Origin of the sequence: Mariniphaga sediminis, assembly GCF_003573545.1 — a bacterium.
GTDB lineage: Bacteria > Bacteroidota > Bacteroidia > Bacteroidales > Prolixibacteraceae > Mariniphaga > Mariniphaga sediminis.
In genome coordinates this window covers 13,746-29,961 of sequence record NZ_QWET01000008.1, presented here as the reverse complement: position 1 = coordinate 29,961, position 16,216 = coordinate 13,746, and the positions used below count along the sequence as shown (strand labels likewise).

Annotated in this window: 18 protein-coding genes; 7 read left to right on the top strand and 11 right to left on the bottom strand. The window is 41.7% G+C overall.

The window, feature by feature from the left end; all coding sequences use genetic code 11:
- Positions 1-93 precede the first annotated feature (93 nt).
- Entirely contained in the window at positions 94-756 is a 663-nt protein-coding gene (locus D1164_RS12005; protein ID WP_172594435.1) for a YdcF family protein, read from the bottom strand.
- Positions 757-869: 113 nt separating this feature from the next.
- Here D1164_RS12005 and D1164_RS12000 point away from each other — a divergent pair, with 113 nt between their 5' ends.
- The 3 genes from D1164_RS12000 (at position 870) to D1164_RS11990 (ending at position 4,632) form a co-directional block, all read left to right on the top strand.
- Positions 870-2,291: a RapZ C-terminal domain-containing protein gene (locus D1164_RS12000; protein ID WP_241558285.1), complete on the top strand. Its 1,422-nt coding sequence runs from the start codon at positions 870-872 to the stop codon at positions 2,289-2,291.
- 227 nt (positions 2,292-2,518) lie between these two features.
- Positions 2,519-3,229, top strand: coding sequence for a YebC/PmpR family DNA-binding transcriptional regulator (locus tag D1164_RS11995; protein ID WP_119350231.1), 711 nt, complete (start codon positions 2,519-2,521; stop codon positions 3,227-3,229).
- 173 nt (positions 3,230-3,402) lie between these two features.
- On the top strand, positions 3,403-4,632 hold the full coding sequence (locus D1164_RS11990) for a hypothetical protein (protein WP_119350230.1): 1,230 nt from the start codon (positions 3,403-3,405) through the stop codon (positions 4,630-4,632).
- Between the two features lie 30 nt (positions 4,633-4,662).
- Here D1164_RS11990 and D1164_RS11985 read toward each other — a convergent pair whose 3' ends face one another.
- From D1164_RS11985 to D1164_RS11970, 4 genes are all read right to left on the bottom strand, one after another.
- Entirely contained in the window at positions 4,663-5,355 is a 693-nt protein-coding gene (locus D1164_RS11985; protein WP_241558284.1) for a WbqC family protein, read from the bottom strand.
- The gene (locus tag D1164_RS11980; protein ID WP_119350228.1) at positions 5,324-5,665 is read right to left on the bottom strand and encodes a lipopolysaccharide assembly protein LapA domain-containing protein; all 342 of its coding nucleotides are present in this window, start codon (positions 5,663-5,665) and stop codon (positions 5,324-5,326) included. Before D1164_RS11980 ends, D1164_RS11985 begins: the two co-directional genes overlap by 32 nt.
- Before the next feature lie 137 nt (positions 5,666-5,802).
- Positions 5,803-7,146 carry a signal peptidase I gene (gene lepB, locus D1164_RS11975; RefSeq protein WP_119350227.1) on the bottom strand — a complete coding sequence of 448 codons (1,344 nt, stop codon included), beginning with the start codon at positions 7,144-7,146 and terminating at the stop codon, positions 5,803-5,805.
- 133 nt (positions 7,147-7,279) lie between these two features.
- Entirely contained in the window at positions 7,280-7,996 is a 717-nt protein-coding gene (locus D1164_RS11970; RefSeq protein ID WP_119350226.1) for a 4-hydroxy-tetrahydrodipicolinate reductase, read from the bottom strand.
- Between the two features lie 322 nt (positions 7,997-8,318).
- On the opposite strand from D1164_RS11970, the gene D1164_RS11960 reads away from it, so the two are divergent.
- Both D1164_RS11960 and D1164_RS11955 read left to right on the top strand, forming a co-directional pair.
- On the top strand, positions 8,319-9,545 hold the full coding sequence (locus tag D1164_RS11960; protein WP_119350224.1) for a bifunctional 3,4-dihydroxy-2-butanone-4-phosphate synthase/GTP cyclohydrolase II: 1,227 nt from the start codon (positions 8,319-8,321) through the stop codon (positions 9,543-9,545).
- Positions 9,546-9,595: 50 nt separating this feature from the next.
- Complete coding sequence (locus D1164_RS11955; protein WP_119350223.1) at positions 9,596-9,886, top strand: hypothetical protein; 291 nt, start codon at positions 9,596-9,598, stop codon at positions 9,884-9,886.
- Between the two features lie 67 nt (positions 9,887-9,953).
- Here D1164_RS11955 and D1164_RS11950 read toward each other — a convergent pair whose 3' ends face one another.
- The 3 genes from D1164_RS11950 to D1164_RS11940 are packed head-to-tail and all read right to left on the bottom strand — an operon-like array spanning position 9,954 to position 11,495.
- Positions 9,954-10,421, bottom strand: a complete 468-nt coding sequence (locus D1164_RS11950) for a hypothetical protein (RefSeq protein ID WP_119350222.1) — start codon at positions 10,419-10,421, stop codon at positions 9,954-9,956.
- A gap of 5 nt (positions 10,422-10,426) precedes the next feature.
- The gene (locus tag D1164_RS11945) at positions 10,427-10,891 is read right to left on the bottom strand and encodes a hypothetical protein (protein WP_119350221.1); all 465 of its coding nucleotides are present in this window, start codon (positions 10,889-10,891) and stop codon (positions 10,427-10,429) included.
- A gap of 52 nt (positions 10,892-10,943) precedes the next feature.
- The gene (locus tag D1164_RS11940; protein WP_119350220.1) at positions 10,944-11,495 is read right to left on the bottom strand and encodes an RNA polymerase sigma factor; all 552 of its coding nucleotides are present in this window, start codon (positions 11,493-11,495) and stop codon (positions 10,944-10,946) included.
- Positions 11,496-12,032: 537 nt separating this feature from the next.
- Between D1164_RS11940 and ychF the strand changes: the two genes are divergently transcribed.
- Positions 12,033-13,133: a redox-regulated ATPase YchF gene (ychF, locus tag D1164_RS11930; protein WP_119350218.1), complete on the top strand. Its 1,101-nt coding sequence runs from the start codon at positions 12,033-12,035 to the stop codon at positions 13,131-13,133.
- Between the two features lie 141 nt (positions 13,134-13,274).
- Here the strand turns inward: ychF and yajC are convergent, their stop codons facing one another.
- From yajC to D1164_RS11915, 3 genes are all read right to left on the bottom strand, one after another.
- On the bottom strand, positions 13,275-13,592 hold the full coding sequence (yajC, locus tag D1164_RS11925; RefSeq protein WP_241558283.1) for a preprotein translocase subunit YajC: 318 nt from the start codon (positions 13,590-13,592) through the stop codon (positions 13,275-13,277).
- 94 nt (positions 13,593-13,686) lie between these two features.
- Complete coding sequence (gene nusB, locus D1164_RS11920; RefSeq protein WP_119350217.1) at positions 13,687-14,637, bottom strand: transcription antitermination factor NusB; 951 nt, start codon at positions 14,635-14,637, stop codon at positions 13,687-13,689.
- A 166-nt stretch (positions 14,638-14,803) separates the two neighbouring features.
- Positions 14,804-15,664: a rhomboid family intramembrane serine protease gene (locus D1164_RS11915; protein WP_119350216.1), complete on the bottom strand. Its 861-nt coding sequence runs from the start codon at positions 15,662-15,664 to the stop codon at positions 14,804-14,806.
- A gap of 118 nt (positions 15,665-15,782) precedes the next feature.
- On the opposite strand from D1164_RS11915, the gene D1164_RS11910 reads away from it, so the two are divergent.
- Entirely contained in the window at positions 15,783-16,160 is a 378-nt protein-coding gene (locus D1164_RS11910) for an SRPBCC domain-containing protein (protein WP_119350215.1), read from the top strand.
- Positions 16,161-16,216 lie beyond the last annotated feature (56 nt).

Sequence of the window (16,216 nt, the reverse complement as noted above, 5' to 3'; positions counted from 1 at the left end):
CCTGTAAAAATAGAAGTTTCGTTGGTTTTCTGCAAGCCGGGGAGCCCCGGTTTTTTAGGTCTCTTTTCAGCCTTGTCCGTCACTCTGCTGTTTTTATATCCAGCCTCTGACCTTGTAATATGCCAGGGCCAGCATTTCCCGTGCAAAAATAATTTCATATTTCAAATGGTTCCAAACCTGGTAGCGCATCTGAATGCTTTGACCTACATCGGGTACCGCAGTTTTTCGGCCGCCCAGTTCGTCATCTTTAAAGGAGAGGTCGGCCTCCGTGGCATTTTCAAAAGCGGGCAGGGCATTTACCTTTTTAAAGCCTGTTTTTTGGAAGCTGAGTACAGCCCGTCGGGTATGTTCGGGAGAGGTTACCAGCAAAATGGATTTGGAAGTATCCAGTAATTTGGCACATTGGAGCGCCTGCGATCGGGTATTGGTCCCCTCATTTTCAAAAAGAATCTGGTGCGGATTGGTTCCACGTAGCATCAGTTCCTTTTTCATCAGCAGGGGAGTGCTCAGACTGTCGGCAATATTACCGGGCATTGCAATGACAACTTTTGACCCGGGAAAACTTTTGGCGGCCTTGCCGGCGTGCCAGCTGCGCATAAGGTTGCTTTCGCTGGGCATACCGCCTCCACCCAAAAGAATAATGGTTGCAGGTTCTCCTTTTAATCCGGATTTGCTGGTGCCCAGCCAGTGGATTCCCCAAAAGGGCAGGGTAGTGAATGCCAGCAGCAGGGCTGTCAGAAAGATTATACCTGACAATACAAGAAAAATTCGGAGTATCCTTAAAAAATAAATACTTTTGAACCGGGATTTTACCATCTTAGTTTTGAATAAAGCATAAAAATACGTTTAATCTTACAACTTTCATAACATTGAAGAACGAAGTAAAGAATGAAGTAATCCGGTTGTTTGAGCATCACTTTCAGGAAAAGGTGGAAACTTTTTCCATGCTGCCGCCATCGGGCTCATACCGGCAATATTGTCGGCTCGAAAACGGTAACAGATCTGTCATTGGGGCCTATAATGCCGATGTAAAGGAGAATACTGCTTTCCTGTCGTTTACCAATCATTTCAGGCAAAAAGGATTGCCTGTCCCGGAAATTTTTGCCGTAAGTTCCGACCTGAAAAAGTATCTTCTGGAGGATTTGGGGAACCTGACCCTTTTCGATTATTTGTCGGAAACCCGTGAGTCAGAGGGGTTTTCTGAGAGTATTGTATCTAAATACCGGAAAGTGCTGGAGGTATTGCCTAAAATTCAGATTACAGCGGGAAAGGATATGGATTACTCGGTGTGCTACCCGCGCGAGGCTTTCGACAAGCAGTCGATGATGTGGGACCTGAATTATTTCAAATATTATTTTCTGAAGCTGGCAAAAATTCCGTTCGACGAACAGGCGTTGGAAGACGATTTTCAGGTATTTAGCGACTACCTGTTGTCTGCCCCGTCCGACTATTTTCTTTACCGCGATTTTCAGTCACGTAATGTTATGCTGAAAAACAACGACGTCTATTTTATCGATTATCAGGGCGGGCGGCGCGGTGCGCTGCAATACGATTTGGCTTCGTTACTTTACGACGGGAAAGCCGATATTCCGCAGGAAATTCGTTCACAGCTTTTCGGCTTTTATCTTGCTGAATTAAGAAACTACATCCCCGTAAACGAATCGGAGTTTACTTCGTATTTTAACGGATTTGTACTTATTCGCATTATGCAGGCAATGGGGGCTTATGGTTTTCGTGGCTTTTATGAGAAGAAGGAACATTTTCTGAAAAGTATCCCGTTTGCCATCCACAACTTGCAAAGCCTGCTTCCTGAGCTGAGCCTGCCAGTGAATATGCCGGAATTAGTGAATGTTTTGCACTTGCTCATCCATTCAGAATCGTTGAAAGAAATTGGGCAGGTACACAGAGATCTTACGGTACGGATTACCAGTTTTTCTTACAAAAAAGGAATTCCTGCCGATCCCTCAGGCAATGGCGGTGGGTTTGCATTCGACTGCCGGGCATTAAACAATCCGGGGCGTTATGCCGAATACAAAAATCTTACGGGAAAAGACCTGAAAGTGCAGCAGTTTCTGGAGCAAAATTCAGAGATGAAATGGTTTCTGAAACCAGTCAAGGCGTTGGTGGAGCAATCGATAAAAAATTATTTGGAACGGGGGTTCACGCACCTTACGGTAAATTTTGGTTGCACCGGCGGGCAGCACCGTTCGGTCTACGCTGCTGAGAAGCTTGCCGCTCATTTAAGGAACAATTTTCCGGTAAACGTTGTTCTGGTTCACCGGGAACTGTAATTTTAAGGTGAAGTATGGCAAAGACAGCTTGCAAAAGGAAAGACTTTAAAGACAAACAGGATCCAAAATACGAATGTAAAAAGTGTGGGGCGAAGGTGAAAAAAGAAGAAAAAGTGTGTAAACCCAAAAAAATTCAAGGTTAAAAGTATTTTGCGATACCTGATTATCTGTTTTTTCAATTTCAAATTATATTTTCGCGGATATTTTTATTCCGCAAATTTTAAATCATGGGAAGAGCATTTGAATACCGCAGAGCGGCCAAAGAGAAGCGTTGGGACAAAATGTCGCGCACATTTCCGAAACTGGCAAAAAAGATTACTATTGCCGCCAAGGGCGCTGGCCCTGATCCTGATTTGAATGCTGCACTGCGCACCGCCATATTGAATGCCAAGGCGCAAAATATGCCAAAAACCAACATTGATGCGGCCATTAAACGTGCCAGTGGAAAAGATGCTGCCGACTTTACTGAAGTAAACTACGAAGGAAAAGGCCCGCATGGTGTTTTGGTTTTTGTGGAATGTGCTACAGACAATACCACCCGTACTGTTGCCAATGTGAAAAGCTATTTCAACAAAGCAGGAGGCGGTTTAGTGCCTACCGGTTCGCTGGAGTTCATGTTTTCGAGGAAAGCTGTATTCGAGTTTGAAAAGCAGGAAGATATGGATATTGAGGAGCTTGAACTGGAACTCATCGATGCAGGGCTGGAAGAGATTGAAGAGAATGACGGTGTTGTTTACCTGTATGCCGATTATACCAGTTTTGGCGATTTGGCCCATGCTCTGGAGAACCTGAAAATTGACGTGCAAAAAGCTTTATTGAAACGTTTCCCGAACGATCCGGTTGAATTCCCGGAAGAACACCTGGAAGACATCGAAAAAATGCTCGACAAGCTTGAAGAAGACGATGATGTTCAGGCTGTTTATACGAATATTGTTTAACCGGATTATCAGTTGTATCAATCCAATCTCAGAATATTTTATGGGATGAATATATTTTGTTCCCTGAATTTTTCTGCTGTTATGGTTCATTTGTCGCCAAAATTTCATTGATAATCTAAAAAATTAGTCCGGACAGTTTTTCTTGTTTATTTTTACTTTCAAAAAACAGGTTCATGCTGCCCGTAAAATCGTATATCGAACATTTTGTCGGAATCTGGAGGGAAAGTTCCGGTTCCGTTCCTGATTTTCAGCGAAGTTATTCTAGCGAAGAACAGATTGAAAGGGAAGCCAACTTCTGCCGGTTTCAGGGAAAAGTAAAGGCATTACAATCGAAAAAAACGATCCGGATGTTAAAAGAAGGTGACCAGGGACAATCGTTTTTTCCTGTATTTCGCGGTTTTTTGGAGGGAGTGTTTGATTTTGAGGCAGACCAGCTGGAAATTATTCTTTCTGACCAGTTTAAAAATGTTTCCAAAGATTTTTTTTACCGGGCACGTAAATTCGGGCCGGAACTGTCGCCTGAAAATATTTACCAGGGAATTCGTAACGTATGGATTATGAATGGTCTGCAACTGATGATGGGCGTTCCGGTAGAAATTACACCTTCTGTTTTTGCCTACAGTATGATTTACCCTTACAGCGACAACCTTCTGGATGATCCAGCTATTTCGGGGGAAGAAAAACTGCAGTTCAGCCGGCGGTTTAACAGCCGGTTGCATGGAGAAAAGGTAACGCCTCAAAGCCATTGCGAATCCCAATTATTCAGGCTGGTGGATCTGTTTGAAGAGCAGTTTCCCCGCCATGAATTTCCGAAGGTTTATGAAAGTTTGTATGCCATTCAGCAAGGACAAACCCGTAGCCTGGAACTAATAAAAGGAAACGGCCTGGAAGGTGCCGCAGTGCGTGAAATCTGTTTCGAAAAAGGAGGCGCCTCGGTTTTGGCCGACGGGTACCTGGTGGCAGGTCGGCTGACTTCCGAACAGGAACGGGCATTGTTTGGATATGGTATTTACCTGCAATTGCTGGATGATATTCAGGATGCAAAAGAGGATTCAGACAGTCATACCAAAACACTCTTTTCCTGTTTGTCCGGTTCTCCTGCTTTGGATTCGCAGGTGAATTGTACCATCCGTTTTGGGAGAAGGGTGATGGAAGAGTTAAGGTGTTTCAGAGGCGCCGATATGGAAGTTATGCTTCACCTGATGAACCGCAGTGTGGAAACCATGATAATAGAATCAGTGGGGTTAAATCCGCAATGCTATTCAGAAGAATACCTGCAAAACCTGGAACAATATTCACCGCTCCGGTTTGAATTTGTCCGGCAAAAACGTTCACAATCCGGTTCTCAGCGGTTTGCTCTTTTTCGTAAGTATTTTAAGCAGGTACCGGTTGACGTGGCGTAAGCCGAAATGTTAAACCTGGCTACTCATAAATTATTCACGGGCTTTTGGGCAGGACTTTTCCAAAATATTGAAGCTGTTGGGACCCTCGTTGAATAATAAATCCAGTATGCTTAGATTGGGGACAAAATCTAATTTTTCGGAAAATACCTGTGTGTATTTTTGTGGTTGAAAATCGGGATCGGGAAAAGCCTTTTGTTTTTTTGGGGAAAATGCTTCACGGAAATTCGCGGTATTTTCAGGTACTTTTTCAAAATCATCGGTTAAAACCACGTTGTTTTCCATCTCCAGCAGGTCGCATATTGTTTCATGAATTTCCCCGTTCAGGTCGAACAGATACTTCCTTTTTTGCTCAAAGAAGGGGCGGATGTCGTCCTGGTAAAACTCAAAAAAAGGAGATGAATTGTACGCTGAAAAGATAGTTCGCCAATGGTTGCGCTGCCATTCCGTGTCATAAGAAATGCGCAGGTCTTTAATTTTTATTTTTCGGCCACGCCCTTTAACCACCGGTACTATCAGTGAAACCGGCCCGTTGGCCCCCAATATTTCGCACCGGTTGCGATAGGTTTGTTTCGTGAAATTTTCAAATCGTTCCAGATAGCCCTTTTTAAATTGCACCAGTTTGGTAAAATAGTGCACAGGTGCAAAATAGGCCGTACTAAGAAGAATCCCTTTATTATGATACATTATTCTGCTACTCCCTGAAAAATCCATTGTCTTCGTCATCCACATCCAGCTCTATTCCTTCCGGGTTGGTCTTTTCCAAACTAACGTCCCGGGATTCCAGTTGTGTTTCCAGTTTCTTTCCTGCTTTTTCTGCCTGACGGAAATCTTTTTTCAATTTCCATATCCGCGGGTAAAAGTAAATGGCTGCCAGGATATATCCCAACAATACGCAGATAAGAAGTACCAACACCAACGGGGCATCGGATATTTCCCAGAAAAAAACACTGATGGTTATTTCGAATGAATTTTGCAGCGTGAAAATTACAAGTAAAACAGCCAGAACTAAAAGTATAATTATAACAGCGCTCATAGTGTTTTATTTTTTACCCGAAGATAAGAAAAGGATAACAGAGTCCTGCTATCCTTTCCAAAAATAAGTTATTGTAGCCTTGATAAAATGGTACGGATTTTTGTTTGTAACCCCCCATTATATCAGTCTTCTGTTTTTTATTTTATAAAATGAAACATCCTTCCAAGCCGTATTTTTCCCGGAAGCGACTTGTCTTTGTCGAGTGACAGCCAGATGAAACTGGCTTTTCCCACGATGTGATCTGCCGGTACAAATCCCCAGTAGCGCGAGTCGGCGGAGTTGTGCCGGTTATCACCCATCATCCAGTAGTAATCCAATTGAAAGGTGTAGCTGGTTGCTTTTTTACCGTTGATATATATGGCGCCGTCTTTCACTTCCATCTGGTTGTTCTCATACACTTTAATTATCCGCTCATACAGAGGAAGATTGTCGGGAGTGAGTTCTACGGTTTCTCCTTTTGCCGGAATCGTTAGCGGCCCAAAATTATCCACATTCCAGGGGAAATTTTTGCTGTGCGGAAAAATATTGGAATCCCATTCGCCCGGACTTTCTTCCAGTTTTTCAACCGATGTAACATTGGCAAATTCCTTTAACTCGCCTACACTCGCTTCGGTAAGCGGAAACATATACTGTTCACTAGAATATACCGTGCGATCGTCCTGGGCAATATGCAACTGGTCCAGCTTTTTTGTATTAAAGGAGGTTCCGTTGGTTTTAACGATGTAGTTGTGCTGCATTCCATCAAAATGTTCCTGAGGCTTGCCATTCACCTTCACCTGCCCTTGAGTCATTTCAATTACATCTCCGGGAATTCCGATACATCGTTTGATATAATTTTCGCGTTTATCTACCGGACGGGCCACCACTTCGCCAAAATTGCGGGGTTCGTTCCAAATCCGGTCCCTTCCATAACTTCTTACCAACTGGTAGTAACTCTGGTTTTGCATGTATAAGGCCACGGTATCGCCTTCCGGAAAATGGAAAACCACCACATCGTTGTTTTTAATATCACCGAAACCTTTCATCCGCCGGTATGGCCTTTTAATCCATTCGACATACGACTTTGTTGAACGCGTGAGCGGCATGGTATTATGCACAAAAGGAAACGACAGTGGAGTGTTAGGCGTTTTGGGCCCATAGGCTACCTTGCTTACAAAAAGATAATCGCCTACCAACAGTGATTTTTCCATCGAAGAAGTAGGAATGGTGTACGCTTCAATGAAAAACATGCGGATAAAAGTAGCTGCAATCACCGCAAAGATAATAGCGTCTACCCATTCCACCACTTTGGTTTGTTTGCCTCCGGGCGGATTTTTCTTTTTCCAGAAAGCCCAGTGAACTTTTTCGGTAACATAGATATCGAAAATAATGGCAAGCCCGATGAGCCACCAGAAATTTCCGAGCCAGATTACCCACAGGGTGTAAATAGCACCAACCGTGATGAATTTGAACCACCTGTTGGTCAGAATTTCTTTTATCATATTTTCATTTTGTTATAAGTGTTAATTTTATCGGGATGCAATACCTGCCAGATTTATTGCCAGGCAGCGAATGCATTTGAAAAGTATTATTGTGTTTCTGTATGAATGAATTTTATTCATGATTATCTCAGCATCATATTTTTAAAATTTCCTTCATCGAGAGGATGCCTTTTTTCTCCAGACTATATTCCGCTGCCAACACCGCACCAAAGGCAAGTCCTTTCCTGTTTTTGGCGCTGTGGGTGATTTCAATAAAATCCACTTCTGATTCGTATTTTAACGTATGTGTCCCGGGTACCTCTCCTTCCCGTTCCGATTTTACAAGTATTTGTTTTTCCCCTGCTTTATCACTGTCTGTCCAGCCTTCTATTCCGGGTAATATCTCAATCAGATCTTCAGCCAGACTAATGGCAGTCCCACTGGGGGCATCCAGTTTATGAACATGGTGCACTTCAGTCATTTCCGGTTTGTATTCGGGGCGCGAGGCCATCAGGCGGGCAAGTGTCCTGTTCAGTTCAAAAAACAGGTTCACACCAATGGAGAAGTTGCTGGCATAAAAAAAGGTGCCATTCATTTCGCGGCATTTTTGGTATACTTCCTCCCGGCGGTCGAGCCACCCGGTTGTTCCACTTACTACCGGAATGCCAGCCGCAAAACATTTGAAGTAGTTGTCCACTGCTGAATCAGGGATGGTAAATTCTATCGCTGCTTCGCATTTACGGAGATTTTCAACGGTTAAATCATGCGGGTTGTCAATGTCAATAATAAGTTCGATTTTGTGGCCACGGGAAACGGCGATTTTCTCGATCTCCTTTCCCATTTTTCCGTAACCAATCAGCGCTAACTTCATGCTTTTTTTAGATTTCAGTTAAAAAATAAGTGACAAAGATAATAGTTTAGCTAAAAGTAACCAGAGCAGGATGAAACTTAAAATAATTTCGGCCAACTGATGCGAAAAAGTTGTGAACGGAAGATTTAAATCGTTTCGTTTTACAAACCTTCCGGGTTTCTTTTGCAGGGAAAGGACAGATTTGGCAACGGGTTCTGTTGCCGGTTTAGCTGTGGCTTTATCTCTGTTAATTTTACTTTTCTTCACCCTGTTTCATGAAAAGGAATCAATTTTATTGTCGATTATTTATTGTACTTTTGCGCTGATTTTAAAGGGGGAGACCATGACAGATATTAAGCTGAACACTATTCCGGAAGCAATAGCTGCAATAAAAAATGGAGAATTCATAATTGTAGTTGACGATGAAGATCGTGAAAATGAGGGGGATTTAATTATTGCCGCGGAGTGTATTACGCCTGAGAAGATTAATTTTATGGAAACGCATGCCCGCGGACTGATTTGTGCCCCGATTACATATGAGCGCTGTGAGGAGCTTGAGTTACCAATGATGGTAACCGACAACACCTCAATGCATGCCACACCTTTCACTGTTTCTGTCGATTTACTTTCCCACGGATGTACTACAGGGATTTCGGCTTACGACAGGGCACAAACTATTCTTGCACTGGCACGTGATGAAACAAAACCGGAAGATTTGGGGCGCCCCGGGCATATTTTCCCACTTCGTGCCCGCGCCCGTGGGGTGTTGCGGCGCGCCGGACATACAGAAGCAACCATCGATTTGGCGCGGTTGGCCGGATTATATCCTGCCGGAGCATTGGCTGAAATTAAAAATGAAGATGGTTCTATGGCCCGGTTACCCCAGTTGCTAAAGCTGGCGCAAAAATTTAACCTGAAAATTATAACCATAAAGGATCTTATTTCCTTCCTTTTTCAGACGGAAAGCCTTATCGAACGCGGCGAAGAAGTAGTTTTGCCTACGCGTCACGGCGATTTTCGAATTGTTCCATTCAGACAAAAATCAAATGGTGCCGAACATGTGGCGCTGATTAAAGGAGAATGGGAAGTGAATGAACCGGTGCTGGTGCGGGTACATTCTTCATGTATGACCGGCGATGTATTTGGGTCTTACCGCTGTGAGTGTGGTGACCAACTGCATAAGTCCATGGAATTGATTGAAAAAGCAGGGAAAGGTGTTGTCGTTTATATGATGCAGGAAGGCCGCGGCATTGGTTTGCTGAATAAAATTGCCGCTTACAAGTTGCAGGATCAGGGCCTTGATACGATCGAAGCCAACCTGCATTTGGGATTCAAAGCCGATGAACGCGATTATGGTGTGGGAGCGCAGATTCTTCGCAGTTTAGGGGTGACAAAAATGCGACTGCTTACCAACAATCCTGTTAAAAGAGTGGGGTTGGAGGGTTTTGGTCTCGAGGTAGTTGATATCCTTCCCATTGAAATAAAGCCGAACAAGCATAACCAAAAGTACCTGAAGACAAAACGTGACCGCATGGGGCATCACCTGCGCAATTTCAATTATGATATTTGATTTACGTGTTTTAATTACGTACTTTTATAAAACTTTAAAAACTTAAAAAGATGGATGGAAAAACAAAAGCTATTGTCGCCCACATTACCCTTATCGGTTGGATTATCGCTTTGGTAATTAACAGCAGCGAAAAAGACGAATTTGCCAGTTATTATATCCGCCAGTTACTTGGGTTGTACCTGTTGGGTTTGGTATTGTCCTTTATCCCTGTTCTTGGTTGGATCGTTTCCATTGTAGTTTTTGTGTTTTGGATAATGAGTTTGATCGGCGCTATTCAGGGAGAAAAGAAAGAAACCCCACTGGTTGGTAAATATTTCCAGGACTGGTTTAAGGGGCTGTAATTAAAAGAAATAATAAAAAAAGACAGGTAAAAAGCCTGTCTTTTTTTATTACAATTACCTTTCGTGTTTATTCCCCATTCCGTCTCTTATCCCTGAATTTTTTTATCATGTGCATTCTGAATTCATTCTCTGTCTTATAAAGTTCCAGAACCTTTCCGGGCGGAAGAATTTCAAGGAACTTTTCATTGTATTCTGTCAGTAAATTAGCTTCTTTTTTCAGGCTGCCGGCAAATTCCCTGGTAAGCTGTTTGATTTTTGCTTCCGACATCGATTCTTCTGCTTCCAAAACTTTTCCCTCCATCTCCCGGCGAAATTTTTGGGCTTTCCACCGTTCTTTTTCCAACTGGTTGTAAACCGGCCAGAATTTTTGAGCTTCGGCTGGTGTCAGTTCCAGTTCCGATGTTAAAAAAGCTATTTTTTCTGTACGGTATTTTTCCCATTTTTCTTCGTGCTTACTCCCGTGAGGTTGAGCCAAAGTTGGGTAAGCAGCAGCAAAAATCAGAGAGAATACGATTATTTTTTTTATGATTTGCATGATTTTTAATTTTCAGTTTGCATATAAATTTCATAGTCTGAAACATTAAGGCTAAGGTAACTTAATAATTCTTCATCGTTAAAGTTGCCTTCTATTGTTTCCTCTTCAGTTCCAGGTTCTTGTAGCAGATTAAAAAAGGAATTCTCATCCATTTTTTCAACAAAGATAAGGTAAGTGTCTTCCTCGTTTATGGTTTCAATTGTATTCGTTTTTGCCAGATAGTTGGGCAGAAATGATTTAAGCGGCCAGTAAACCAGCATAAAAACAAGGGCAAAACTGGCTGCCAGTCCGAGAGCTGGTTTTAAAAACCGGATAATAGAACTTTGGTTCTGTGGAGGAACTTGTTTTTCTGTCTCCAGCCTGTGTTGAAGCCGGGCAGAAAAATCATCGAAGTATTTTTCAGGAACCCCAAAGGGCTGTTCCTTTTTCAGTTTCGATAATTTAGGTGCTATTTTTTTTAGTTCTTCCATTTTACAAATTTTAAATGTTTGACTGTATAACTTCAAAAAAGTTTAATCCCATTTACCAGTCGCTGTTTTTTAAAAATTCCTCTACTTTTTTTGCTGCATGATGATAAGATGCTTTCAATGCTCCTACTGAAGTGTTGAGTATTACTGACATGTCTTCATATTTTATTTCGTCAAAATATTTCATATTAAAAACGATTCGTTGCTTTTCCGGAAGCTGTAAGATTGCATGCTGAAGCTTCATTTGAATTTTATCTCCTTCAAAGTAGGGGTCAGCTGCCAGGTTTTCCATCAGGTAATCGCTTACATCGTTAAGGGGGAGAAGGCTTCTTCGTTTTTTGGAATTCAGAAATGTAATGGATTCATTGGTGGCAATTCGGTAAAGCCAGGTGAAAAGCGAGGATTCTTCGCGAAAATTGTCAATGTTCTTCCAAACTTTAATGAAGGTGTTTTGAAGAATGTCGTCCGTATCTTCGTGATTCATGACTATTTTCCGGATATGCCAGTACAGTCTTTCTTCATACTGTTTTACCAGGCGGTGAAAAGCAAGATCCCTGGTGTTCTCCTGCTTCAATTCCATAATAAGTTCATGATCGCCTGCTTCCATATCCCGATTTTACTATAAGACGCTGGTGAAGCCCGAAGGTTTAATTCTGATATATTGCTAAATCAGATTTTTTTTTCACCGGGCAATAATATGTCCTGTTTTGCATAAATGTAGCTTTTTATTTTTAGCTGAAATAATGTTGTAGCTTGATATCTTTCCTATGATATAAGCAGCAAAACATTTGACAAATGTATGAAATGGAGATTTATATGTTGTTTAAACAAAACGAAAGATCATAAATATTTTATGTGCCAATTCAAATCATAGATTGATTTTAATTCCTGTAAACAGAGCCTTAATTTTTGCAAGGCACAAAGCTTTGAAATGAAACTTGGATAACCTGCTGAAATCAAATGATTTCAGGAGAATTCTTTTTGATTGGCATGGCAAGCTAACGTTTTGTGTATAGTTGATAGTTTTCATAAGAGAGCTTATATCATGTGCAGAAATTTTAAGTATAGCTTGTTTCATTGTAAAAAGGGGAGCAACAATTCAATAAACCATTACCTTTGCACGACAAATTTTTAATTGAAAAGAATGGCTTTAAAATGTGGAATTGTGGGGTTACCCAATGTGGGGAAGTCAACGCTGTTTAACTGTTTGTCGAGTGCGAAAGCCCAATCGGCAAATTTTCCTTTTTGTACCATTGAACCCAATATGGGGGTAATTTCAGTGCCCGACGACCGGTTGATTAAACTGGCGGAAATAGATAAACCCAAACGTATTGTTCCGACTACGGTTGAAATTTTGGATATTGCGGGCCTGGTAAAAGGCGCCAGCAAAGGGGAAGGACTGGGAAACCAGTTTTTGGGTAACATTCGCGAAACGGATGCCATTATTCATGTGCTACGCTGCTTTGATAACGATAATATCACTCACGTGGATGGCTCTATTGATCCGGTGCGGGATAAAGAGGTGATTGACACCGAACTGCAGTTAAAAGATTTGGAAACCATAGAAAACCGCATTGAAAAGCTGGAGAAGCAGGCTCGTCACGGAACGGATCCGAAAACAAAAAAAATGTACGAGTTGGCCCTTCGGTACAAAGAAGTTCTTGAAAAAGGGGAATCAGCAAGGACATTAAAATTGTATGATGAAGAGGCGCGTCTGGCCAAAGATTTTTTTCTGTTGACCAACAAGCCTGTATTATACGCCTGCAACGTAGATGAAGCTTCTGCAAAAACAGGCAATAAATATGTAGAGGAGGTAAAAGAGTCCATTCGGGAGGAGAATGCCGGGCTTTTGGTGATTGCCGCTGCAACAGAAGCAGATATTGCCGAATTGGAAGAATACGAAGAAAAACAGCTTTTCCTGGAAGAGCTGGGACTGGACGAGCCGGGGGTAAATAAACTTATTCATGCTGCCTACAGGCTGCTGGATCTGCAGACTTTTTTTACTACCGGACCGGATGAGAGCCGCGCCTGGACTTTTGTGAAAGGGGCCAAAGCGCCTAAAGCAGCCGGCACTATTCATACCGATTTTGAGAAGGGATTTATCCGCGCTGAGGTAATTAAATATGAAGATTACGTTAGATTAGGCTCGGAACATGCCTGTCGCGATGCGGGTAAAATTTCTGTGGAAGGCAAGGAATACGTGGTACAGGACGGAGACATTATGCACTTCCGCTTTAATGTTTGAGGTCGTTAAAAGTTTAAATAATAGCTGAATTTGGAAGGCCAAAGATTGAAAAAAGAAGGTTCTAAAAGAATATGAGGTGCCCTCTGTAAAAAAGGGTTGACAGTTTTTCTGCCAACCCTTTTTTATAATTTTTTTTGTTGATTACCGTTGCTGCGGAGCATCGGTCATGTCTTTAACAATTCCGTTTTTATCCACTTTAATTTGGATGTCTTTGGCTATTTCAAGTATTATTGTAGTGTCTTTTACTTCTACTATCCGGCCATAGATGCCGCCGGTAGTAACCACTTTATCACCCTTTGAAAGACTTTCGCGAAATTTGCGTACTTCTTTCTGTCGCTTCATTTGCGGGCGAATCATAAAAAAATAGAAAACGACTACAATAAGCAACAGGGGAAGGAAACTCATTAACGGATTGGCATCCTGTCCTTCGGGTTGCATCATCAGCAGATTGTTCATCATTATATCAGTTTTTAGTTATTAATTATCAATTAATTGCTTTCTTTCCGGCAAAAATAACCATTTGTTTTATTTTTTTGGCCATTCCATTCATCTTTTAAGCTTCTCCAATCAGTCCGCGGCCTGACTTGCTTATTTTACCTGATTTTTTCAGGTCTTTTAAGGTTTTGTCCAAAATACCGTTGATAAAGTTACGGCTTTTCTCGGTACTGTAATATTTAGACAATTCAATATATTCGTTTAGTGAAACTTTGGTCGGGATGGACTGGAAATAGAGAAATTCGGTGATAGCGAGTTGCATGATCAGGATGTCCATAAATGCAATCCTGTCCAGATCCCAGTTACGCGAGTGTTCTTTGATAAGTTCGAGCAGTTCGTCATGGTTAATGATAGCTTTTCGGAGCAAGTCTTTGGCAAAGTCGCGGTCGTCCTGATCCTTGAACATCGGCATCAGCTTTTGATCTGAATCAGAGTGCGGATGAAATTTTTTAAGCGTTTTCGAAATCATTGATACAGAAAATTCTATGTCATCGTTCCAGTAAATGCTTAGCTCTTCAAGTACCTCGTGTAAATCTTCCGCTAACAAAATTATATTGTTGAACATTTTATCGATAAACCGCCGATCATCTAAAAACGAATTGTTTTTGTCGGCCATATATTCTTTGTAAAAATCGGATTCGATAAGGAAAAGGTAAAGTTCCTTAATTAATTCGGGATGGTTTGCCCAGCTTAATTTTTGTTGATTCAAATAGGCATTTAATTGCCTGTTTTCGCGCAGTTGCTGAATAACCTGGTTACTTATAAATTTTGTATTTGGATGAAGATCTTCGTGGGTAGGTTGGTGTTTGTTCCTTTTGATTTCTATGCGTTGTTCGGCATAATCGGCTATATCAATTGCAAGAGCCAGGAGGTAATGGTATAAATCATACGATTTTCGGATACAAAAAAACAACTCTTTTTCCGCAATATTCAGCGATTTGTCAGTTGATGTATAATAAGCGTACAACACTTGCAACACCTTGGTACGGATGATCCTTCTACTAATCATTCTTTAATGAACTTCTTATTTTGTGGCGCAAAAATAGTACTTTTTCACAAACCCTGCAGGATTCTTTGTATTTTCACGAAATAAGAAGTTGAACCTTAATTTTCCGGTTCCTAAAGTATCATATTTACCTTGTAAGTAAGAGTCAAGTTCAATCAATTATTTAATCCTACATGTTACCTGTATGGCTTGTACTCCGGGGTGGGTATTTTTCTGAAAGGAGAGAGGAGTGCTGTTGTTGTTTTTTTTGGTCATCGCCACTTTTTACATTTTGTTGACCTTCGGGATTTTCCTTATTTGCTGAGTCCTTCAGCGTAAAATGTACCTGCACTTGTCCGCTGTCCCCTTCTTCCCTTTCTTCTCCGGTTGATTGCGATTGTTCACTGCTGGTTTCTTCCTCTTCCTCCCAGTCAAATTTGTCGCGGCGAATGGTATATTTACGATAATAAATAGCCAGTACCACGCCCGAAACAGCTCCCCACAAATGACCTTCCCATGAAATTTCCGGATCGATGGGAAAAATACCCCAGATCAAGCCACCATAAAGAAAAACTACTACCACCGATAATGTTAGCAACCGCACATCGTTTCGTATGATGCCACTTACAAAATGGAATGCTGCCATGGCATATACCACTCCGCTGGCCCCAATATGCCAGGCCTCACGCCCGGCCAGCCAGACCGAAAGTCCGGATAAAAAATAAAGGAGAAAAAAGATTTGATAGGAGATGCGCCGGTAAAAATAAATGAGCATGAACAACAAAATAAAGAATGGAATAGAGTTGGACATCAGGTGATTAAATCCGGAATGGATAAACGGCGAAAAAATGATTCCGGGCAGCCCTTTTAAATGAAGGGGGTAAACACCGAGTTTCACAAAACTCAAAGATGTGGTTACTTCTACAATTTCTACGATCCAGAAGACAAATATGAAGGCCGCCGGAAATACCAGACTGTGAAGGAAAATACGCTTTTCCATCTCCGGGTCCAGCTTCCGCGGGTTACTTGGATAGTATTTAAATATGCCCATGTTCGTATCTAATGAGCTGCAAAGTAGTAATTTTCAATTTTGTTTTAAAGTTTTGAATGTCGTTTGTTGTATTCACACAATGAATGTTTATATATTGCACAGGTGAAAAATCATTAAAATGAAAGAAATAAGACGTTACTATCTAATTGCTGCCGAGCCGAAAGATATTTATAATGCGCTGACCAACAAAAATATGCTGGAGATTTGGACTGGTGAAGATGCTGAAATGGAGCCAGTGCCCGGAACTGAATTTTCATTATGGGGAGGAAGTATTACGGGAGTGAACATGAGTTTTGAAGAGGACCGGAAACTGGTTCAGCAGTGGTTTTTTGGCGAACAGGAAGAGCCATCTGTTGTAACCATAGTCCTTCACCCGGATAAAAAGGGAACCAGTGTGGAACTGCGTCATACAAATATCCCGGATGACGCCTTCGATAATATTTCGGAAGGCTGGGACGAAGACTATTTTGGTGCTTTGAAGGAGTTGTTCATTTAAAGGACAAAACCGGGGTTTCTATGAATCAAAAGTGACTAAAGGGAAAGATGAATTTT